The organism is Vibrio kyushuensis (assembly GCF_050337325.1).
Taxonomy (GTDB): domain Bacteria; phylum Pseudomonadota; class Gammaproteobacteria; order Enterobacterales; family Vibrionaceae; genus Vibrio; species Vibrio kyushuensis.
Window position 1 is genome coordinate 235,684 of record NZ_JAKJSV010000006.1, and the last position, 20,966, is coordinate 256,649.

Here is a 20,966-nt window from a genome sequence, read left to right on the forward strand (position 1 = left end):
TATTTTATGGAACTACTTGAGCCAACCATGTTGGTTGTGCTGGCACTTGTCGCTTTTACTGCTGGATTTATTGATGCTGTAGCCGGTGGTGGTGGAATGCTGACCGTTCCTGCCCTTCTATCATTAGGCTTGCCTCCGCATATTGCGCTAGGAACAAATAAGCTTGCAGCAACCTTTGCATCATCAACAGCGGCTTTTACCTACTATAAGAAGAAGCTGTTTAAACCACGCTTTTGGATTAAGGCATTTATCGCAACTTTCATTGGAGCGGTATTTGGTACCTTAATCGTCGACGCTATTAGTACAGAGTGGCTTGAGAAAGGGTTACCGCTGGTTATTCTTGCTGCCGCTATTTATACGATTTTTCATAAAACGCCGCCGTCGAATAGTAATATTCTCCCAAAAGCTTGCCCTTCGATTAAAAGAAAACAAATTATTCAAGGTTTAACTCTTGGATTTTATGATGGTGTTGCTGGCCCCGGAACCGGTGCATTTTGGACGGTGAGTTCAATGGCACTGTATCGACTTAATATTCTATTGGCATCTGGGCTTGCAAAAGCCATGAACTTTACCAGTAACTTCACCTCACTTGTGACCTTCGCTGTACTAGGACATATTGATTGGGTACTCGGACTCACCATGGGAGTTTGCTTAATGGCTGGGGCCTATGTTGGCGCACATTCAGCGATTCGTTTTGGCGCAAAGTTTATTCGGCCCGTTTTTGTTACTGTTGTAAGCGTATTAGCGGTTAAGTTGGCTTATCAAGCTTGGTTTGTTACCGCTTAGCTTCTGGTTTACTCGTGGCTTCTAACGTGTCACCAGTTTAAACAAGTTTACCTATTTTTATACGAGTTGATTTATGAGCCAATTTGCTAATTTAAAACCGATCTTAGAGCAGCTAGCACATCAAGCGGCTCAACTAGATCGTAGTCGAGGGGAGCATCATCAACCTTTGTTTGATGAGCGCCTTTTCCATTGTCATGGTCGATTGCTTGTTCCTTGCGTAAACGAAACACAATCTACGTTTAAAACCATCACTCGAGAAGAACAAGCAAATAAACTGACTAAAGAGAGAGCTGAGTTTTTAACCGAAAGGTTGCTTGCTCAAATCAGTGCAATTCAGCGTGAACTATCGACTCAAGGCATTCGCAAAAACGAGCCTAAGCACTCTAGCTATTATCGAAAGCCAATTAATGCGCTCTATCAAGAACTAGCCAAACACCAAGAGTGGGAGATCCGCCTGCGTGATATGGTCAGAGAAAAAGAACTCGCTTTGAAGCAAGCACCCTCGTTTCATCAGCAACAAGCTCAAAAAGCACTACTTGCTACAGAGCAAAGGTTGCAACGTTGCCAAGAGGCAAAGCTTAAGCTTGAAAAACAGATAACATTCAAAGAAAAGAATCAGTAATTAGGTCTATAGAAATCATGTCCAAAGAAACCCCATCACCATTAGATAACGCACCAGATGAGATTAAACTCGCTGTCGATCTTATCTATTTACTTGAATCTAATGAAGTCGATCTTGAAACTGCTCTTAAGGCTATCGAGATCGTAAAGTCTGATCTTGAATCAAAACGTTTAACTTCATAAATTTAATATTTTATAACTCTTTTAATTGGTAATCGCATGTATCAGCTCTCTTTCTCCTTAGATTCATTTTTGACTGACTATTGGCACAAAAAGCCAACAATCATAAAAGGTGGATTCAAAAACTTTATCGACCCGATTAGCCCTGAGGAATTAGCAGGATTAACAATGGAAGAAGAGGTCGATTCTCGTTTTGTTTCAAACCTAAACGATAACTGGGTGGCAGAGCACGGCCCATTCGACGACAGCAAATTCAACCAACTTCCAGAGTCTCATTATCAGTTGATCGTACAAGCAGCAAACCATTGGCATGCTGGCGTTGCTCAACTAACGAAACCTTTTGAATCATTACCTCAGTGGCTGTTCGATGATCTAATGATCTGCTATTCAGCGGTAGGTGGTGGCGTAGGTCCACATATCGATCAGTACGATGTATTTATCATTCAAGGTAGCGGTAAACGTCACTGGCGTGTCGGTGAGAAAGATGTAGGTCAATATAAAGAGACACAGCGAACGGAAGCGTTAAGACAAATTGAAGGGTTTGATGCCATCATTGATGACGTTTTGGAACCAGGCGATATTCTTTATATTCCCCCAGGCTTTCCACACGAAGGCGTATCACTTGAACCTTCGATGAGCTACTCAATGGGTTATCGTTCTCCAAAAGAGCAAGAGCTTATTAGTAACTTTGCTGATTATGTTCTATCGCATGATATGGGCGATATTCATTTACATAACCCTTCAATGCAGAGTCAAGACAAGCATGGTGAACTTCAATCATCAGATCTTACTATCTTGACGGAAATGATGACTAAAGCATTTGAAAATCCTGAAATGATTAAAGATTTTATGGGTACTATGCTTAGCCAATCTCGCCACCAGCTAGCGCTTTACCCACCAGAAGAAGATTGGACAAGCGAAGAGATTTCAATTCAACTAAATGGTGACACTACGTTTACTAAAGTCGCTGGTTTAAGAGCACTGTATAATGAGTCAGAGCCTTGCGTCGCTTACATCGATGGCAACATGTATAAAGTGGCTACAGAGCAACAAGACCTATTACAGCGCCTTTGTAACCACGATACAATCTGCATGAGCGATTTAGACAGAGACTTTGAAAGTGCAGACGTGTCTTTAATTACCGAGCTAGTCAATAAAGGCTACTGGTATTGTGAGGATTGCGAGTAAAGACTTAGTATCCAAATAGATTATCAGAAAAAAACCAGCTCTAGGCTGGTTTTTATTGGATTAATATTGAACGTATTTACACTTTAAACTGACTCACTAGCTGCTGTTGACGCTCAGATAACGTATTAATCTGGCTTCCAACAGACTCAGACTCACCCGCTTGGCTCACAATCTGCGCACTCAGATCTCGAATATTTGAAACGCTTAAATTCACTTCTGCTGAGACCGTTTGTTGCTCTTCTGCAGCTCGTACTATTTGACTGTTCATATCGTTGATAGCGGCAATCGCTTCAAAAATATGGCTCAGTTCAGACACGGCGGTATTAACTTGATTTGATGAATCATGCGCAAGTTGGTTACCCTCTTGAATAGCTTCAACCACATCTTGTGTTCCACGTTGAACCTTATCAATGACTTCTCTTATTTCTCCAACAGAAGCTTGCGTTCGGCTTGCTAAGTTGCGAACTTCATCTGCAACAACAGCAAAACCACGGCCTTGCTCTCCAGCCCTTGCTGCTTCGATTGCAGCGTTCAATGCCAACAGGTTTGTTTGTTCAGAGATACCTTCAATCACCGTCAAAATCGCCGTGATATTTGCGTTATTTTTCGCAAGTTCTTCAACGATTGGGACTGCTTGAGTCATTTTATCCACCAACGCACTCATTTCGTGTTGAGAGCTTTCGATCACTTGTTGACCTGACTCAGCTGCTTTATTTGCATCAGTGGCTGCTTGTACCGCTGTTTCGGCATTTTGAACCACTAGACTGGCTGTTTGTGTCATCTCTTCTGAAGCTGTCGCCACTAAGTCCACCTCTTTAAATTGAGATTCACTACTGCTACGCGTTGCCATTGCTGCTTCTTTAGCTTGAATGGTTGTTTCAGCGACTTCATTTGTGGTTTGAACGACTTCTTTAATAGTAAGTTGAAGCTTCTCTAAGAACAGGTTAAAACCTTGGGCTAGCTGACCTATTTCATCTTGTGATTTAACATCCAATCGCTGAGTTAAGTCTCCCTCTCCTGACGCAATGTCGTCTAAGCGGACAACGACTTCTCGAATAGGTTTGACGATACGTTGGGCTAGCAAAGCAATCAGCCCCAGACCGATTAGAACAAACACACCACCGGTAAAGAGTTCACTTTTAACACTCGAAGCAAGATTGTTCGAAAGAACTGTATCTAGCTCAATTGCATCCGCTACCACTACTGAGCGAGGCATTTCGAATATGACACCCCAAGTTTGGTTTGCAAGCTTCATTGGAGCAAAAACCGTAAGCCACTGCTCATCGCTGCTCCAGCTGGTATCGAGTTCTTCTCCAAATAAAAGATCGGTTACTTTATCATTCGAAATAGTGCTGCTCTGAAATTGACTTCCAATGGTTAAGCTTGGGTCATCACTAGCGATTAAAGATCCACTCAAGCTCAAAATATAGATACGTCCACTTCCATCGAATAAGCTCTGATCTGACTCCATAACAATATTGCTGAGTTGATCAAGCTTGAGATCAATACCGTAAAAACCAATAGGTACCTCATCAATTAGAATAGGGACGGAAATAGAGGCCGCTAAGAATTGGCCTTCATCTTGGATAACAAGTCTCGGTGTCGACACACAAATTTCACCGCTGCCAATAGGACAGTAGAAACGTTCACTTTCACTTGATTCAGAGAGTGCCTGCTCAGTTAAGACGTTTGCAATGATATTCTCACCATTCTCAGCTGTCTTCCAATACGACGCGAAACGCCCTATATCGTTAGAGCCTACATAATCAGCATCGATGTAATTGCTGTCTTCTCCGTCAAGTAAGTTGGGTTTAAAGACTAGGTATGCACCCTCTATAGAATCAAACTCTGCAACTGACTTACGAACCATTTCATCAAGCGCGGTACGCAGCTCTTCACTCGAACCGAAATTCTCTTCCGTATTGGTTTTAAAAAACAGAGCATTCGATGCGAGCATTTCAGCGCGATAGATCGCTTCATTTAAAAACTGCCCGACTTCAATTGAATTTAGGCGTGCGCGAGTTTCAAGAAGCTGTTGGGATTTTTCAATAACGGATTTTGAGCTTTGGGCTGTTATGGTTTTTTGATTTTCAATCGCATTATAAACAGAGAACCCAACTAAAGAGAGTGAGGTGATAAGTAGGCAGCATCCTGCAAGAAGTGTGATTTTCCACTGCACGGAAAGAGTTCGCATATTACATCCTTATAAGCAAACAGTTTAATTTTTGGGGTAGGTATTTTCTGACCTATTGAATTTAAGCACATTGTTTCAGTCGGTCAATCATAAGTTTAGTTAATTGTTAATAAAGTGGTCAATTACAGTAAAATGTTTTACCAATCACACCTTTGCCCTCATAAAATGAGGTGGTAGAATTTAACTCTAGCCTTTTAACCTTCAACTTAAACACGGATGACTTATGAAAATCGTCAGTTTTAATATCAATGGCCTACGAGCTCGCCTACATCAACTGGAAGCTTTGATTGAAAAGCATCAACCTGATGTAATTGGATTACAAGAAATCAAAGTACATAACGATGCATTTCCACTCGAAGCGGTTGAAGCAATGGGCTATCACGTCTTCTACCATGGGCAGAAAGCTCATTATGGTGTTGCTATGCTATGTAAGAACAAGCCTCTTTCAGTGACCTACGGATTTCCAACAGATAACGATGAGCATCAAAAACGTATGATCATGGTGACCGTCGAAAACGAAAAAGGCGAACCTGTCACCGTTCTTAACGGCTACTTTCCACAAGGCGACAACATTACGCACGAAACGAAATTCCCCTACAAAGAGCAGTTCTACAAAGATTTGATGAGTTACCTAAACCAAAACCACAGCAATGACGAAAAATTGGTCGTTATGGGCGACATCAACATCAGCCCTATTGATTTGGATATTGGTATCGGTGAACCAAACAAAAAACGCTGGTTGAAAACAGGAAAATGTTCATTCCAACCTATTGAGCGCGAATGGCTAAAAACACTTCAGGATTGGGGACTAGAAGATACCTTTAGAAACTTACATCCAACCGTTGATGATAAGTTTTCATGGTTTGATTACCGCTCTAAAGGATTCCCGGATAATCGTGGATTGCGTATAGACGTTGTCTTAGCGACACCATCACTTGCTTCAACTTGTATAGAAGCTGGGATTGACTATGAGCTCAGAGGAATAGAGAAACCGTCTGATCACGCACCTATTTGGTCAATATTCTCTTAATGAAAACAACCTCTTAGTTAAAAGTTCCTACCTTATTTCAGTACGGGTCAGACGATCAAAAAAGGCTTCTTTTCGAAGCCTTTTTCATTAGTAAATATCATCCCATAAGTTTATTTAACTTAACGGTCTTAAATAGGCGAGGAAACGCTTCTCTGCATGTTTAAAGCACCAAAGAATAATAAACGTCAATCCCATATAAAACAGGCCAGCCGCTAAAAAGGATTCAAACGGAGCGTAGTAACGAGCATTCACCAAACGTGCCGCGCCTGTTAAGTCCATAATCGTCACAATACCGGCAACAGCACTACCATGAAGCATAAATATCACTTCGTTACTGTACGCTGGAAGTGCTCTACGTAACGCACTTGGTAATATGATTCGGCGATATGTTTTAGAAACACTCATCCCATAAGCTTTGGCTGCTTCTACTTCACCCTTAGGTAGCCCGTTAATCGCACCTCGAATGATTTCTGCCGTATACGCGGATGTATTCAACACAAAAGCGACCAACGCGCAGAACCATGCATTTTCCCAGAGTGTATCCTTAACCGGGAAGAATTGGTCCATGCCGTAGTAAATGAGATACAACTGAACAAGAAGAGGTGTACCACGGAAAAAATAGATAAATGCCCATGACGGCGCATTCCATAAGTAATTAGGGCTGTTTCTAGCGATGGCTAAGGGAATAGCGATAGTTAAACCAAGTACAAGGGCACAGCTCACTAGCCAAGTGGTCGTCCACAGGCCATCAAGGTAGATAGGAAAACTATCAATTAACAAAGAGAAATCCATCATCTACCTCGCATGAATACTAAATTTACGTTCAACCAATTTCAATAACCCGGTTGATACGCTGGTAAAAAATAAGAAAATAATTGCGACTGTCATATAAAAGGTGAATGGCATTTTAGTCGAGCCTGCGGCTAGCGAACTAACACGTACCATGTCTTCAAGACCGATGATTGACACGAGCGCAGTGGTTTTCAATAGCACTAACCAATTGTTGCCAAATCCAGGTAATGCATGTCGGATCATTTGAGGAAGTAATATTCGTCTGAATGCTAACGTCGCACTCATGCCATACGCTTTCGCTGCTTCCAATTCACCTTTATCTACGGCCATGATCGCACCACGGAATGTTTCCGCCATGTAAGCACCAAAGATAAAACCTATTGTAAGTACGCCAGCAATAAACGGGCTAACATCGATATAGTCAGGTAGGTAAGCTGTCCATTCATGACTAGGATCAGAGGAAGCAAACCATTCATTAAGCCACTCGTTCATCGAGTAAAGACTATTATTTAGTAAGATCTGTCCGCCAAAAAAGATAAGCATCATCAGCACTAAATCGGGAATGCCACGGATAACGGTTGTGTAGAGTGTAGCAATCGCTCTAGCCCAGCGGTATGGAGCGAGCTTAGCTAATGCACCGAGCATGCCAAGTATCATGGCCAGTATAAGCGACAGTATCGCGACCTCGATGGTCAAAACTGCCCCTTTTAATATTGAAGCTTCATATCCCTGTAAATCTAACATGTGTTAGTTCCTAGTCCCTAGGTTATAAAAAAGAATATCTGGTCATTGGGTACATCAATTACTAGGAACCAACAACCAGATATCGATTAAGACACTGTTATTTAGATATTACTGACCGTATACATCGTAGTTGAAGTATTTAGCTGCAATCTCTTGATACACACCCTTCTCTCTTAGAGAAAGAATTGCAGCATCTAGAGTTTTAGTTAGACCTTTATCTTGCTTACGAACCGCAATACCAAAGCCTTCACCAAACCATTTTGGATCAGTTAATGAAGGACCAACGAATTCGTATGCTTCACCACCTGCTTTATTTAGAACGCCTTCTTCAAGTGCTGATGCATCACCCAACACTGAAACGATACGACCGTTTGCTAGATCAAGGTAAGCTTCATCAAATGAACCGTAACGTACAACTTCTACTGAGCTACCGTAGTTATCAGTTAGGTATTTGTCGTGCGTTGTTGCGCGTTGAACACCAATTTTAACGCCTTCAAGTTTATCGAAGTTTAAATCTGCGCCTTTTTTAGCGATGAATTTGTTTGGAATCAGAGCGTATTTACCAGTGAAATCGATACGTTTTTTACGCTCTTCAGTAATAGACATAGCCGCAATGATTGCGTCATATTTACGCGCTAGTAGTGATGGAATAATACCATCCCAATCTTGAGGTACGATTTGACACTTCACTTTCATCTCTTCACAAAGTGCGTTCGCCATATCAACGTCAAAACCCTTCAGTGAACCGTCTGCTTCAGTCCAGCTAAATGGAGGATAAGCACCTTCAATACCAAAGCGGACAGTTTTCCATTCTTTCGCTTGGGCAATACCTGATGCTGCTGTTGCAGCAAGTGCTGCTACTAGTAACCACTTTTTCATTTCCATACTCCTGTGATTGAAATTTATTATTAAACTTCTATTTTTTATTTAACGGTTTTTATTAAACATTTTTATTAAGCTGTTCGTTACTTGAACGTTAGTTATTGAACAGCGGTGTTGTGCTTACAGATCTATTAGACCGATTAAATTGCTCTAGTAGATAGAAGATATAAATTGTTGCAGTCGCTCCGACTCAGGGTTTTTGAACAGTAGCTTTGGATCACCCTGCTCTTCCACCTTACCTTGATGCAAAAACATCACATGGTTTGAAACATCACGAGCAAACGCCATCTCGTGGGTAACAACTAACATTGTGCGGCCTTCTTCGGCAAGATCACGCATGACCCCAAGAACTTCACCAACTAACTCGGGATCAAGTGCTGATGTCGGCTCGTCAAATAACATAACCTCAGGATCAACCGCTAATGCACGTGCAATAGCAGCACGTTGTTGTTGTCCACCGGATAGGTGACCTGGGTAATAATCTTTGCGCTCGTAAAGCCCTACTTTTTTAAGCAGTAGCTCTGCATTTTCAATGGCTTGTGCTTTCGGTACACCAAGTACATGGATTGGGGCTTCAACTACATTTTCTAAGACGGTCATGTGTGACCATAGATTGAAACCTTGAAATACCATTGCAAGACGTGAACGGATACGTTGAACTTGTTTCTCATTGACGGGTACAGCTTCACCTTGACGGTTGTTTTTCATCTCGATCAATTCACCATTGACCCAAATATCACCAGCTGTTGGTGTTTCTAATAAGTTGATACAGCGTAAAAAGGTACTTTTACCTGACCCAGAAGAGCCTATGATAGAAATTACATCACCTTTATGAGCTTCTAATGAAATGCCTTTCAGCACTTCATTTTGACCAAATGTTTTGTGCAGTTCTTTTATATCTAGCGCTGGTACATCTTTCATGCGCTCGTACTCCCTGTTAACTATGACTGCTGGGCTCCCCCCCACATTGCGATTCAAATTAGCACCCCTAAGAAAGAGATGCAACAAATTATTAACCTGTGTTTTTAGGATATATAGCCACTTTATATGAGTATTAATTCAAACATTAGCCAATAAAACTAGTAGAGTCGCATAAAACAAACAAATGAAATCATTAAAGCCACTTTGCAGATGTTAATGAATTTATAAAAACTAGATATAGTTCAATATTTATTGACGTGACTTTCCCCTATTGATTAAACATCTAAAATAAAGACGATATGTAATTAACCTGTGTATCAATAAAACTTATAGTGACAATCAATACTATCAATTTTCCTTTAAGTAACAATAACTTCGATTACGTAGCTTTATTTCACATTGTTTTGTAACCTGATCAAGATCAATCACGCCGAATAGCAAGCAGGCTAAACTTGCAAAAATATTTGAATATTTAAAAAAACGATACATGCTCTATCTTTTGTTAAGATTTAGCACATATCTCGTGCCACTCTAGCGGTCTATTCATAGCGCTGGATTCGGATTGAATAAATAACTACTTTTAATATGGGGAATCTATGTCAGACGCAGTGAATAACCCTCACTCTGATTCGGATATTGAGAACAAGAGCTACCAAGAGCTCCACCGTCCAGCATCTGAGTTTGCTAACCGTTCAGATTATCTAGATCATGAACTGCAAATTATGAAGCCACGCCGCTTTGGCCTTAACTTACCAGGTCGTGACTTCCGATTTGAATTAGAAGACTTAGTGCCTGCACTTGCTGGTACAATTGGCATTATCGCGATGTATTCAGCGGTAATGATGTCTTGGGCTGACGGTCTAACCGCAGCATGGGATCACGTTGAGTTAGGTAAAGATTTCGCTATCGAGGTTGCTCGTGTTGAGATGCTTATCCCTGCTTTACTGTTCTGTATCCTAGCGTCTGGTATTTTTAACCCTAGAGCAAACTTAGCGGGTAACCACGGACCAATGATTCCATTGATCGGTAGTATTGCATTAGCTGGGGCGCACCCTCTTGCACTTGCAATCTTGCTCGGTATCTTCGGACTTCTACTCAGCTACTTTAAAGGTGGTTCAAAGCTCGTTAACCTCACCTCTCAAGGTACGGCCGGGGGTTTATTAATATTCCTCGGTTTTACTGGGGTCATGAGTCAAATAGGTTCAATTCAAGCTTGGGCAACAGGTTTACAGTCTGCGACGGTTGAAGCAGGTAGCCTTGGCTATATCGGTCTTGTTGTTCTTGGTTTAAACATTGTTGTTTACGCCATCTTGGCAAAAATCAACAAACGTTGGTTAGCGATTCCTGTGTGTGCCTTTACTGGCCTTATTATCGCACTGGGCCTTGGTGCAGGTTTTGACCTTACATTTGAAACTGAAATGGGCATTCCAAACCTAAACCCTGTTTACTGGTGGGGAAGCACTGAACAAGGTTGGCAGTTAGGTCTTCCGAATCTTGAGCACTTCATTGCATCACTACCGTTTGCTATTCTTGCGGTTGCTATGTGGTCTCCCGATTTCCTTGGTCACCGTATTTTCCAAGAGCTGAACTACCCACGTAAGACAAATAAAGTTCTTATGGACGTTGATGACACTATGACTATGTGTTCATTCCGTCAAATGGTTGGTACTGCGGTTGGTGGTGGTAACATCACTTCATCTTGGGGTACTTACATGATCCCAGCGGCGATTGCTAAGCGTCCTATCCCGGCCGGTGCAATCTTGCTTGGTTCTATGTGTATCATCGTTGCAATCCTTGGTTTCCCGATGGATGTCGCGGTATGGCCACCAGTAATGCGTGTTGCTCTTCTTGTTGGTGTATTCTTACCACTTCTTGAAGCTGGTATGCAGATGGTTAAGGATACGAAAGACTCACAAGCGGCTGGTATCTGTATCTTCGGCTCTGCTGTTGTTAACCCAGTGCTTGCATGGGCTCTAACAATGCTTCTAGATAACAACGGCCTTATTGGTGATAAAGAGCGTGCTTCTAAGCTATCTTTCGTTGATAAGATCGTAATTCCTGGCGGTGTATTGGTTATCTGTCTAATCGCGATGTTAGCGGTAGGCATGCTAGAGACTCAATACGGCCTGAAAGCTTGGCTATAGATTAAAAAATAGTTTGGGTGATGGTTTTATCATCACCCTTTTTTTCAACTTTTTTTTACTTTTATTGATTTAGTTTAAGGTTTACAAAAAAATTTTAGTGTATAGTAACCCTAAATGGTTAGATTGCTATTGACGTTTTAGACAGTGTTTCTATGTCGTTTTAATGTAAATGACAATATGTATAGTTTTCGAGATAGAAGTTTCTATTATTATAGATATTGTTATTAATGTGAGTACTGATCTTCTTGTGAAGATAGCTGATTGAACAGCGAAAACAGTATGTATTTTTTCTACTAAAAAGGTAGGTATGTCATGGCAGAGCAATTTGCTAAAGCTTGGGAAGGTTTTGCTGCAGGTGAGTGGCAAAGCGAAGTAAACGTTCGTGATTTTATTCAAAAGAACTACACGCCGTATGAAGGCGACGAATCTTTCCTAGTTTCTGAAGGTACTGAAGCAACTAATTCGCTTTGGGACAAAGTAATGGAAGGTATCAAACAGGAAAATGCTACTAAAGCACCTGTTGATTTTGATACGTCTGTTATCTCTACCATCACTTCTCATGATGCTGGCTATATCAACAAAGATTTAGAAACTATCGTTGGTCTACAAACAGAGAAGCCACTAAAACGTGCAATCATCCCTAACGGTGGTGTACGTATGGTTGAAGGTTCTTGTAAAGCATACGGTGAAACTCTTGACCCAATGGTTTCAAAAATCTATTCAGAATACCGTAAAACACACAATGCTGGTGTTTTCGATATCTACACTCCTGACATCCTAAAATGTCGTAAGTCTGGTGTTCTAACTGGTCTTCCTGATGCTTACGGCCGTGGTCGTATCATTGGTGATTACCGTCGTGTAGCACTGTACGGTGTAAACTACCTAATGAAAGACAAGCAAGCACAGTTTGCTTCTCTTCAAGAGCGTTTCGAAAACGGTGAAGATCTTGCGGCAACAATGCAACTTCGTGAAGAAATCTCTGAGCAACACCGCGCTCTAGGCCAAATGAAAGTTATGGCTGAGAAATACGGTTACGACATCTCTGAGCCAGCTCAAACTGCTCAAGAAGCTATTCAGTGGACTTACTTCGCTTACCTAGCTGCTGTTAAATCTCAAAACGGTGCTGCAATGTCTCTAGGTCGTACTTCGACTTTCCTAGACGTGTACATCGAACGTGATATCGCTGCTGGCAACATCACTGAAGTTCAAGCTCAAGAAATGATTGACCACTTCGTAATGAAGCTACGTATGGTTCGTTTCCTACGTACACCTGAATACGATGAGCTATTCTCTGGTGACCCAATCTGGGCAACAGAATCTATGGGTGGTATGGGTGTTGATGGTCGTACTCTAGTTTCACGTACGAACTTCCGTTTCCTAAACAGCCTATACACTATGGGGCCTTCTCCAGAGCCAAACATCACTGTTCTTTGGTCTGAGCAACTGCCTGACGGCTTCAAACGTTTCTGTGCGAAGGTATCTATCGATACTTCTTCTATCCAGTACGAAAATGATGACCTAATGCGTCCTGACCTAGAATCTGATGATTACGCAATCGCTTGTTGTGTATCTCCAATGATTGTTGGTAAGCAAATGCAGTTCTTCGGCGCTCGTGCAAACCTTGCTAAAACGATGCTTTACGCAATCAACGGCGGCGTTGATGAGAAGCTGAAAATGCAAGTTGGCCCAGTAGGCGACAAGATCACTGACGAAGTACTTAACTACGATGACGTAATGGGTCGCCTAGACACATTCATGGATTGGTTAGCTAAGCAATACGTGACTGCTCTAAACAGCATCCACTTCATGCACGACAAGTACAGCTACGAAGCGTCTCTAATGGCTCTTCATGACCGTGACGTTCGTCGTACAATGGCTTGTGGTATTGCTGGCCTGTCTGTTGCTGCTGACTCACTGTCTGCAATCAAGCACGCGACAGTTAAACCTATCCGTGACGAAGACGGCATCGCAACTGATTTTGCAATCGAAGGTGATTATCCTAAATTTGGTAACAATGACGCACGCGTTGATGACATCGCTTGTGAACTTGTTTCTACATTTATGGGTAAAATCCGTAAGCTTACAATGTACCGTAACGCTATCCCTACTCAATCTATCCTTACTATCACGTCTAACGTTGTTTACGGTAAGAAGACGGGTAACACACCAGATGGTCGTCGTGCAGGTGCTCCTTTTGCTCCTGGTGCGAACCCAATGCACGGTCGTGATGAGAAAGGTGCTGTAGCATCTCTAACATCTGTAGGTAAACTACCGTTTGCTGACGCTCAAGATGGTATCTCTTACACTTTCTCTATCGTGCCAAACGCACTAGGTAAAGAAGAAGATAGCCAACGTTCTAACCTTGCTGGTCTAATGGATGGTTACTTCCACCACGAAACTGGCATTGAAGGTGGTCAACACCTTAACGTGAACGTTCTTAACCGCGGAACGCTAGAAGACGCAGTTAAGCACCCTGAGAAATACCCTCAGTTAACAATCCGTGTTTCTGGTTACGCTGTACGCTTTAACTCTCTAACTTCAGAGCAACAAGCTGACGTAATCGCACGTACTTTCACTGACTCTCTATAGTTGATAGACCGTCAATGATTGATAAAGCCTCGCGTCTGCGGGGCTTTTTGTTATTTATCAACTCATAAATCAGATTCGAACCATCGTAATTTGAGAGTGCGCACAGTTTTTGTTTTCAGTATTATTGCCGCTCACTTTGGCCTATTTTTTGCTGTAGTATCAAGAGTCAATCATTACTCGTAGTACTAGAATGAAGTCACGTTTTCTCCTAGCTTTAATCATCGCCTCTTCAAGTGTTGCCGCTTCTGAGCGCTCAACCGTCACTTTTGCATTAGATAATGATGGTATTTTTGGTGTTGACCAAGACTACACCAATGGTCTTTTTCTCTCTTATACTTCCAGTGCAATTAATACACCATGGATACTCACCCCCCTTAGTTTGTCCGTATGGGGTGCTACATCACTCGACAAGTTTGAGTTTAACCTTGGACATAAAATGTGGACGCCAAATGATATCGAATCTTTTGAACCCGTTGCCTATGACCGCCCCTATGCTGGCTACTTTCACGGTGAGTTCAACTTTATAAGTCTTCATCCTCAACAGGCGCAACGTTTTAACCTCACTCTAGGTACTGTTGGCGAGAATTCATTTGCTAGTCAAGCTCAAAAACTGGTTCATAGCATCACAGGATCCGATGACCCTAATGGTTGGGAATATCAAGTGGATGAGGGATTTGTTGCCAATGCAGGTTACTTGTCTCACTTCAATCTAGGTCGACACAACTCATTTGGTTCTACAGAGCTGGAATTCTCAAATATTAGCGAAGGCAATATAGGTGGATTTCGAAGTGACCTATCTACAGGGATGATGCTTCGCTGGGGCACAGATCTTAGTGGAAATATGGGGGCAGCCAACATTTCAACAGAAAACCCATTTAGGCCCGGAATGATTGGCGCTTCAAAAACGGCGTGGTTTTTGTTCACTGGTATTGAAGGGCGTTATCGATTTAATGACATTACTATCGAAGGCGAGCGACCAAACCTTTCAAACCCTGAAGAGTACCCCGCCACCTTAGAAAACTGGCAATCTAGTGCTGTTTGGGGGGCTGTTTGGTATAACCAATATGTAGGGGCGAGCTTTACGCTAACAGCGAAAACTCCCGATTATAAAGAGGCACCCGTTCCATATATGGAACGGGTGCCCTATCTCTATTCGCATTCTTCTAACCAGTTTTCTCTTTTTTTCTGCTAACTCAAACTAACAATTTTACAATTATATATTAAAGCGATCGCAGTCTGAATTCAGGCTGCTTGATCGTTGATCTACGAGCTGGCTGGTTTGACGCAGTTGCTCATTGTTATCTTCTAGCTCTTTCATAGCAGAAGAGATTTCTATCATATTATTGGCCATTGACTGACTGGTCGTCGCAAGCTCTCGAATCGACGCGAAGATGACTTCGGTTTGGTGCGCAGCATCGTCTGCTTTTTCAGTGATTTGGCTTAGTGCAGTCATTGCTTCATGACCTTTATCCTGCCCTGCATGAATAGAAGATTCAGATTGGCCAATGTACTGAATAACCTCGGCACTCTCTTTTTTCATGGTTTCAATCGTTCCAGAAATTTCTCCTACAGCGTCAACTGTTCTCACTGCCAGATTTCGAACTTCATCAGCCACTACGGCAAATCCACGGCCTTGTTCACCTGCCCTTGCCGCTTCAATCGCCGCATTTAGTGCAAGTAAATTCGTTTGCTCGGCTATGCCATTGATGATCTCCATGACAGAGTCAACTTTTGATGACGCAGTTTCTAGCTGCTGAATATGTCCTGCCGCAGATTGTAAAATTCCGTTCACATCTTCCAACGAATCAATCGCTGCTTTAATGACTGTCGCGCCCTCTTCTGCAGCCTTCGTCGATGACTTACTTATATCAGCAACAAACTCTAATGAATTTGAAACCTCTTGTGTGGTGACACTCACCTCTTCTGTCGCAGAAGCTAATAGCTCTGTCTGACCGAGTACTTTAGATTGGTTATGAACCAAGGTATCGATTCCATTATTAAGCTCTGCTGCATTTTCCGACAGAGCATTACTACTCTGCTGTACGCCATGAACAAGCTCTCCTAAATTTTCACAACTCTCATTTATCGTCATCGCAAGCTGATTGAACTCGTCATTAGAGTTATCTCCAATTTCCATTCTTTGTGACAAATCCCCTTTCGCGACACCAGATAACACAGCACTGGTCTGATTAATCGAACGCGTTAACGTCATGCTTACCTTAATAAATATGGCAATGGTAAACACGGCTAATACCGCGCAAGCGATCAACACTGACCACTGAGTTTGCATCGCACTATGCTCTGCATTATCTTCATATTGTGTGGTGATTCCAGCGAGTATGCTGGTGACATCTTTAATGACGGTCGTCAAGCGAGATTCACTTTGGAACAGACTTTGTTCAATTGTACCCATCTGTTGAGACAGCTCTGCGACCCTCATAAAGGTCGTCTTCATTACCTCAATCTCTTCTTCGTACAAATCGAGCATCGCATAGGTGTTCGACATATTGACGAATCCAGCCATCGCCCGATTAAATAATTTTAGATTCTGTTCATTCGGCTGTAGAAGATAATTTTGTTGCGCTTTTATCATTGCTTGAAAATCAGAATTCAGGGTGACCATTCCGGTTTCTTCAATCTTCATTTCTATCGTGACTGCCAGCTGTTTTAACTGACCTAACTTACCTTCGTCTACATTAAAACCAAGCTCAGACTTTACATCTAACCATGGTAGAAGCGTTTGAGAGAACTGCTCAACACTGCCAGATAAATTATCGGCTTCCAGTGATAATTCTAGCTCTTTAAGAAAGACGCTATCTTGGGCCACCATTTGCTTGATCTCTTCAATTTTGCTTTTTACTTCTCCAACTTGAGTCGCCGTTAATGAATCAAGATCAGCGGCTAAAGCTAATAGCTCACTTTGTGTTTTATGGATTGAAATTGAACCAGCAGCAACATCGCCACTGCTTTGATATTGTGTCCCCATGATAGACAGGCGGTTAGATGTGAAAATTCCAAGGCAAATGAAACCTATGGATAAAACGACTAAAAAAAGAGTAATCTTTTGTCGTTGAGATAGAGCAAATACTTCCATGACATACCCTTATTTATCATTCAGATAAATAGATTAAGCAAAAAATGAGCAACTGAGTTCTTATTTATAGTTTTATTAATTATAACAACTCTATAACATATCGCCCGTGATATGCGATGTTTTTTCCTCACTGTTTTATAAAGATATAGTTACTGTCACAAGTCCTGTTTATACGGGGCTATTTATAATAAAATAGTCTGCAATTATTCCTTTTATGAGATGAGTTCATGTCAACAACTGGTCGCATTCATTCCTTTGAGTCTTGTGGTACTGTCGATGGCCCCGGCATTCGTTTTATCGTCTTTATGCAAGGCTGCCTAATGCGTTGTAAGTATTGCCATAATCGCGATACTTGGGATACCCATGGTGGCAAAGAAATCACTGTTGAAGAAATTATTAATGAAGCGAAATCATATCGCCACTTTATGAAAGCTTCCGGCGGTGGCATCACCTGTTCCGGTGGAGAAGCGATGCTTCAACCTGAATTCGTTCGAGACTTCTTTCGTGCTGCTAAAGCCGAAGGCATTCATACCTGCCTAGACACCAATGGACATGTTCGTAAACATACTGAAGTTGTCGATGATGTATTAGAGTCTACTGATCTTGTTATGCTCGATCTCAAGCACATGAAAGATGAGATCCATCAAGATTTCATTGGTGTATCTAACAACCGTACATTGGACTTTGCCCGATATTTACAAAAAATCGGCCAGAAGACTTGGATTCGTTACGTTGTTGTTCCTGGTTATACTGATGATGAAGAAGCTGCGCATATGCTTGGCGAGTTTATCAAAGATATGGATAACATCGAAAAAGTAGAGCTTTTGCCTTATCACAGACTTGGTGCGCACAAATGGGAAGCACTAGGGTTTGATTACGCACTTGAAGATATCGATCCGCCATCAACAGAAACAATGGACAAAATTCAGTCTATCTTGAGTCAGTATAATTCAAACGTAAAATACTGATTTAAACTCGACGGCTATTGCCGTAAAAACTAATTCTAACAAATTAAAACTAACAGAGAATCACGATGGAAATGACAAATGCTCAACGTTTGATCCTATCAAACCAGTATTACCTAATGTCACAAATGGCTCCTGAGAATGCTGAAAAATATAAGCGTTTTCAAACTATTGTAGAGCGTGGCTATGAACTACAAATGCAAGAGCTCAACAAAGATTTTGGCTGTATTGTCGAAGCGGAATGTCGTCAAATTATCGATATTTTGGAGATGTATCATGCGATGCAAGAGTCAAATAAGATGCTTAAAGAAGATGAGCGGAAAGATGTTGATCAAAGACGCCTTCAGTTTTTAGGTTTCGATATTGCTCGCGAATCTCAATTGGTTAACTACGTTCGTTTCCTTGTTGATTCTGAAGGTCTATATCCGCAATTTGATAAAGCCGACCATCACTTCAACAGTCAGATGCCAATGCTAGACAAGTACCGCCGCATGCTAGTGACATGGCGCGCTTGCCCACGTCAGTACCATTTATGTGCAACTGAATTGAATCAAATTTTCAATGCTTAGGCTCACTGTCTAGTAACAATAATATCAAAAGGGTTAGTAGTCATTACTAGCCCTTTTTTTATTCAAAATTCCCACCTAAGCTATTCATTGGTTAAAACTTTCTCTACATCACTCTTTAGTAATTAAACGCATAATTGTTAAGCATAATTCTGAAACTAAACTAATCTTAAATATGAAAGGATTTGTATTTTCTATGCGGGTTGTTTGACAGTTTGATCGGTTCAGAGGGGATTTCAGTATGAGTATTTTCGACCACTTCCAAGCACGCTACGAGGCAGCCAAGGATGAAGAGTTGTCACTTCAAGAGTTTCTTACTCTTTGTAAGGATGACAAAAGTGCCTACGCTAACGCAGCCGAGCGACTTCTGCTCGCTATTGGTGAGCCAGAAGTCATTGACACGGCACTAGACCCCACATTGAGCCGTATTTTCTCCAATCGTGTGATCTCAAGGTATAAGACATTTAAAGATTTCTATGGGATGGAAGATGCCATAGAGCAGATCGTTTCTTATTTAAAACATGCAGCTCAAGGGCTAGAAGAACGTAAACAGATACTCTATTTGTTAGGTCCGGTTGGTGGTGGTAAATCGTCTTTAGCTGAAAAACTAAAGGCCTTGATGCAACAAATGCCGATTTATGTGCTTTCAGCTAATGGTGAGCGAAGCCCAGTTAACGATCACCCATTCTGTCTATTCGATGTTAATGAAGACGGGGAAGTACTGAAACAAGATTATGGCATAGAGAAGCGATACGTACGCTCCATCATGTCTCCTTGGGCAGCCAAACGTTTAAACGAGTTTGGTGGTGATCTATCTAAATTCAAAGTCGTCAAAATACGTCCCTCTATTCTTGAACAGGTCGCCATTGCTAAAACAGAGCCCGGAGATGAAAACAACCAAGATATATCCTCTTTGGTTGGTAAAGTTGATATTCGCCAATTAGAGCACTTCTCTCAAGATGATCCTGACGCATACAGCTATTCAGGTTCTCTTTGTAAGGCAAACCAAGGGTTGATGGAGTTTGTCGAAATGTTTAAAGCGCCAATTAAGGTGCTACATCCACTATTAACCGCAACACAAGAAGGGAATTTCAATGGTACAGAAGGGCTATCTGCCCTGCCATTTGACGGCATGATCCTCGCTCACTCGAATGAATCAGAGTGGCAGACGTTTAGAAACAATAAAAACAACGAGGCTTTCTTAGACCGTGTGTACATTGTGAAAGTACCTTACTGCCTACGTGTTTCTGAAGAAGTTAAGATTTATCAGAAGTTACTTGAACATTCTGAGCTTTCAAAAGCGCCATGCTCCCCTAGTACGTTAGGATTGTTAGCTCAATTTAGTATTCTATCTCGCCTAAAAGAGCCAGAGAATTCATCTCTATTCTCTAAAATGCGAGTCTATGACGGAGAAACCCTAAAAGATACAGATCCTAAAGCGAAGAGTTATCAAGAGTATCGAGACTATGCAGGCGTTGATGAGGGCATGTCAGGTCTATCAACCCGTTTTGCGTTCAAGATTTTATCTAGAGTGTTTAACTTTGACCAAACAGAGGTAGCGGCTAACCCGGTTCATCTGTTCTATGTCATCGAACAACAAGTTGAAAGAGAGCAGTTCCCACAAGAGCAAGCTGAGAAATATCTCGAATATCTTAAAGGTTACCTAGTACCAAGATACGTCGAATTTATCGGAAAAGAGATCCAAACCGCCTATCTGGAATCTTACTCAGAATATGGTCAGAATATTTTTGATCGATACGTAACCTACGCTGATTTTTGGATTCAAGATCAAGAATATCGCGATCCAGAAACAGGGCAGCTGTTCGACCGAGGCTCACTAAACAGCGAACTTGAGAAAATTGAAAAAACTGCTGGGATCAGTAACCCTAAAGACTTCCGAAACGAGATTGTTAACTTCGTTCTTCGTGCAAAAGCTCATAACAATGGTAAAAACCCAGTTTGGACGAGCTATGAAAAACTGCGCACTGTTATCGAGAAGAAAATGTTCTCTAACACGGAAGAGCTATTACCCGTTATCTCTTTCAACGCAAAAACATCGTCGGAAGATCAGAAAAAACACGATGATTTTGTCGCGCGTATGATGGAAAAAGGCTATACCGAGAAACAAGTAAGATTGCTATCTGAGTGGTATTTACGCGTACGTAAATCTTCTTAACTGCAGGCAACGCTAAACCCGTAGGTCTTAGCCATCACTACAAACTGTATTGATGGCTAAAGGCTCAGTGGTGTGATGTTTATAGAGGAATTGC

The 20,966-nt window shown here is 41.7% G+C and carries 16 protein-coding genes and 1 pseudogene; 11 read left to right on the plus strand and 6 right to left on the minus strand.

All coding sequences use genetic code 11. The annotated features are described in order from the left end of the window. Positions 1-6 precede the first annotated feature (6 nt). The 4 genes from L4D20_RS14670 (at position 7) to L4D20_RS14685 (ending at position 2,775) form a co-directional block, all read left to right on the plus strand. Positions 7-786, plus strand: coding sequence for a sulfite exporter TauE/SafE family protein (locus L4D20_RS14670; RefSeq protein ID WP_428802350.1), 780 nt, complete (start codon positions 7-9; stop codon positions 784-786). A 73-nt stretch (positions 787-859) separates the two neighbouring features. Further along, entirely contained in the window at positions 860-1,408 is a 549-nt protein-coding gene (locus L4D20_RS14675) for a primosomal replication protein (protein ID WP_428802351.1), read from the plus strand. Positions 1,409-1,425: 17 nt separating this feature from the next. Next, entirely contained in the window at positions 1,426-1,590 is a 165-nt protein-coding gene (gene rsmS, locus L4D20_RS14680) for a pleiotropic regulatory protein RsmS (RefSeq protein WP_428802352.1), read from the plus strand. Between the two features lie 36 nt (positions 1,591-1,626). Next, a complete protein-coding gene (locus tag L4D20_RS14685; RefSeq protein WP_428802353.1) occupies positions 1,627-2,775 on the plus strand; it encodes a ribosomal protein uL16 3-hydroxylase in 1,149 nt (382 codons plus the stop codon). Positions 2,776-2,851: 76 nt separating this feature from the next. Here L4D20_RS14685 and L4D20_RS14690 read toward each other — a convergent pair whose 3' ends face one another. Then, complete coding sequence (locus L4D20_RS14690; RefSeq protein ID WP_428802354.1) at positions 2,852-4,969, minus strand: methyl-accepting chemotaxis protein; 2,118 nt, start codon at positions 4,967-4,969, stop codon at positions 2,852-2,854. Between the two features lie 223 nt (positions 4,970-5,192). Here L4D20_RS14690 and xthA point away from each other — a divergent pair, with 223 nt between their 5' ends. Then, entirely contained in the window at positions 5,193-5,999 is an 807-nt protein-coding gene (gene xthA, locus L4D20_RS14695; protein WP_428802355.1) for an exodeoxyribonuclease III, read from the plus strand. A 114-nt stretch (positions 6,000-6,113) separates the two neighbouring features. On the opposite strand, the gene L4D20_RS14700 is transcribed toward xthA, so the two are convergent. From L4D20_RS14700 to L4D20_RS14715, 4 genes are all read right to left on the minus strand, one after another. Next, the gene (locus tag L4D20_RS14700) at positions 6,114-6,791 is read right to left on the minus strand and encodes an ABC transporter permease (RefSeq protein ID WP_428802536.1); all 678 of its coding nucleotides are present in this window, start codon (positions 6,789-6,791) and stop codon (positions 6,114-6,116) included. Between the two features lie 3 nt (positions 6,792-6,794). Then, positions 6,795-7,535, minus strand: a complete 741-nt coding sequence (locus L4D20_RS14705) for an ABC transporter permease (RefSeq protein ID WP_428802356.1) — start codon at positions 7,533-7,535, stop codon at positions 6,795-6,797. Positions 7,536-7,643: 108 nt separating this feature from the next. Next, positions 7,644-8,414 carry an ABC transporter substrate-binding protein gene (locus L4D20_RS14710; RefSeq protein WP_428802357.1) on the minus strand — a complete coding sequence of 257 codons (771 nt, stop codon included), beginning with the start codon at positions 8,412-8,414 and terminating at the stop codon, positions 7,644-7,646. A 153-nt stretch (positions 8,415-8,567) separates the two neighbouring features. Then, the gene (locus tag L4D20_RS14715) at positions 8,568-9,338 is read right to left on the minus strand and encodes an ABC transporter ATP-binding protein (RefSeq protein ID WP_428802358.1); all 771 of its coding nucleotides are present in this window, start codon (positions 9,336-9,338) and stop codon (positions 8,568-8,570) included. Positions 9,339-9,934: 596 nt separating this feature from the next. On the opposite strand from L4D20_RS14715, the gene L4D20_RS14720 reads away from it, so the two are divergent. The 3 genes and pseudogenes from L4D20_RS14720 to L4D20_RS14730 all read left to right on the plus strand — a co-directional run bounded on the left by L4D20_RS14720 (position 9,935) and on the right by L4D20_RS14730 (position 15,238). Then, positions 9,935-11,482 carry a DUF3360 family protein gene (locus L4D20_RS14720; protein WP_428802359.1) on the plus strand — a complete coding sequence of 516 codons (1,548 nt, stop codon included), beginning with the start codon at positions 9,935-9,937 and terminating at the stop codon, positions 11,480-11,482. Between the two features lie 312 nt (positions 11,483-11,794). After that, a complete protein-coding gene (gene pflB, locus L4D20_RS14725) occupies positions 11,795-14,071 on the plus strand; it encodes a formate C-acetyltransferase (RefSeq protein WP_428802360.1) in 2,277 nt (758 codons plus the stop codon). Between the two features lie 190 nt (positions 14,072-14,261). Continuing rightward, positions 14,262-15,238: pseudogene (locus tag L4D20_RS14730) on the plus strand (lipid A deacylase LpxR family protein). Between the two features lie 46 nt (positions 15,239-15,284). Here L4D20_RS14730 and L4D20_RS14735 read toward each other — a convergent pair. Then, positions 15,285-17,165 carry a methyl-accepting chemotaxis protein gene (locus L4D20_RS14735; RefSeq protein ID WP_428802361.1) on the minus strand — a complete coding sequence of 627 codons (1,881 nt, stop codon included), beginning with the start codon at positions 17,163-17,165 and terminating at the stop codon, positions 15,285-15,287. A 227-nt stretch (positions 17,166-17,392) separates the two neighbouring features. On the opposite strand from L4D20_RS14735, the gene pflA reads away from it, so the two are divergent. The 3 genes from pflA (at position 17,393) to L4D20_RS14750 (ending at position 20,872) form a co-directional block, all read left to right on the plus strand. Next, positions 17,393-18,133 carry a pyruvate formate lyase 1-activating protein gene (pflA, locus tag L4D20_RS14740; protein ID WP_428802362.1) on the plus strand — a complete coding sequence of 247 codons (741 nt, stop codon included), beginning with the start codon at positions 17,393-17,395 and terminating at the stop codon, positions 18,131-18,133. A gap of 65 nt (positions 18,134-18,198) precedes the next feature. After that, complete coding sequence (locus L4D20_RS14745) at positions 18,199-18,699, plus strand: YfbU family protein (protein ID WP_428802363.1); 501 nt, start codon at positions 18,199-18,201, stop codon at positions 18,697-18,699. 238 nt (positions 18,700-18,937) lie between these two features. Then, positions 18,938-20,872 (plus strand): PrkA family serine protein kinase, encoded by a 1,935-nt coding sequence (locus tag L4D20_RS14750; protein ID WP_428802364.1) that lies wholly within the window; start codon positions 18,938-18,940, stop codon positions 20,870-20,872. Positions 20,873-20,966: the final 94 nt, after the last annotated feature.

What these genes read in the sequence shown, in the direction of transcription:
- L4D20_RS14685 (WP_428802353.1), top strand. Translation starts at nt 1,627, where the DNA reads ATGTATCAGCTCTCTTTCTCCTTAGATTCATTTTTGACTGACTATTGG.
- L4D20_RS14700 (WP_428802536.1), bottom strand. Translation starts at nt 6,791, where the DNA reads ATGGATTTCTCTTTGTTAATTGATAGTTTTCCTATCTACCTTGATGGC.
- L4D20_RS14675 (WP_428802351.1), top strand. Translation starts at nt 860, where the DNA reads ATGAGCCAATTTGCTAATTTAAAACCGATCTTAGAGCAGCTAGCACAT.
- L4D20_RS14735 (WP_428802361.1), bottom strand. Translation starts at nt 17,165, where the DNA reads ATGGAAGTATTTGCTCTATCTCAACGACAAAAGATTACTCTTTTTTTA.
- pflB (WP_428802360.1), top strand. Translation starts at nt 11,795, where the DNA reads ATGGCAGAGCAATTTGCTAAAGCTTGGGAAGGTTTTGCTGCAGGTGAG.
- pflA (WP_428802362.1), top strand. Translation starts at nt 17,393, where the DNA reads ATGTCAACAACTGGTCGCATTCATTCCTTTGAGTCTTGTGGTACTGTC.
- L4D20_RS14690 (WP_428802354.1), bottom strand. Translation starts at nt 4,969, where the DNA reads ATGCGAACTCTTTCCGTGCAGTGGAAAATCACACTTCTTGCAGGATGC.
- L4D20_RS14750 (WP_428802364.1), top strand. Translation starts at nt 18,938, where the DNA reads ATGAGTATTTTCGACCACTTCCAAGCACGCTACGAGGCAGCCAAGGAT.
- L4D20_RS14670 (WP_428802350.1), top strand. Translation starts at nt 7, where the DNA reads ATGGAACTACTTGAGCCAACCATGTTGGTTGTGCTGGCACTTGTCGCT.
- L4D20_RS14745 (WP_428802363.1), top strand. Translation starts at nt 18,199, where the DNA reads ATGGAAATGACAAATGCTCAACGTTTGATCCTATCAAACCAGTATTAC.
- L4D20_RS14715 (WP_428802358.1), bottom strand. Translation starts at nt 9,338, where the DNA reads ATGAAAGATGTACCAGCGCTAGATATAAAAGAACTGCACAAAACATTT.
- L4D20_RS14720 (WP_428802359.1), top strand. Translation starts at nt 9,935, where the DNA reads ATGTCAGACGCAGTGAATAACCCTCACTCTGATTCGGATATTGAGAAC.
- L4D20_RS14705 (WP_428802356.1), bottom strand. Translation starts at nt 7,535, where the DNA reads ATGTTAGATTTACAGGGATATGAAGCTTCAATATTAAAAGGGGCAGTT.
- rsmS (WP_428802352.1), top strand. Translation starts at nt 1,426, where the DNA reads ATGTCCAAAGAAACCCCATCACCATTAGATAACGCACCAGATGAGATT.
- xthA (WP_428802355.1), top strand. Translation starts at nt 5,193, where the DNA reads ATGAAAATCGTCAGTTTTAATATCAATGGCCTACGAGCTCGCCTACAT.
- L4D20_RS14710 (WP_428802357.1), bottom strand. Translation starts at nt 8,414, where the DNA reads ATGAAAAAGTGGTTACTAGTAGCAGCACTTGCTGCAACAGCAGCATCA.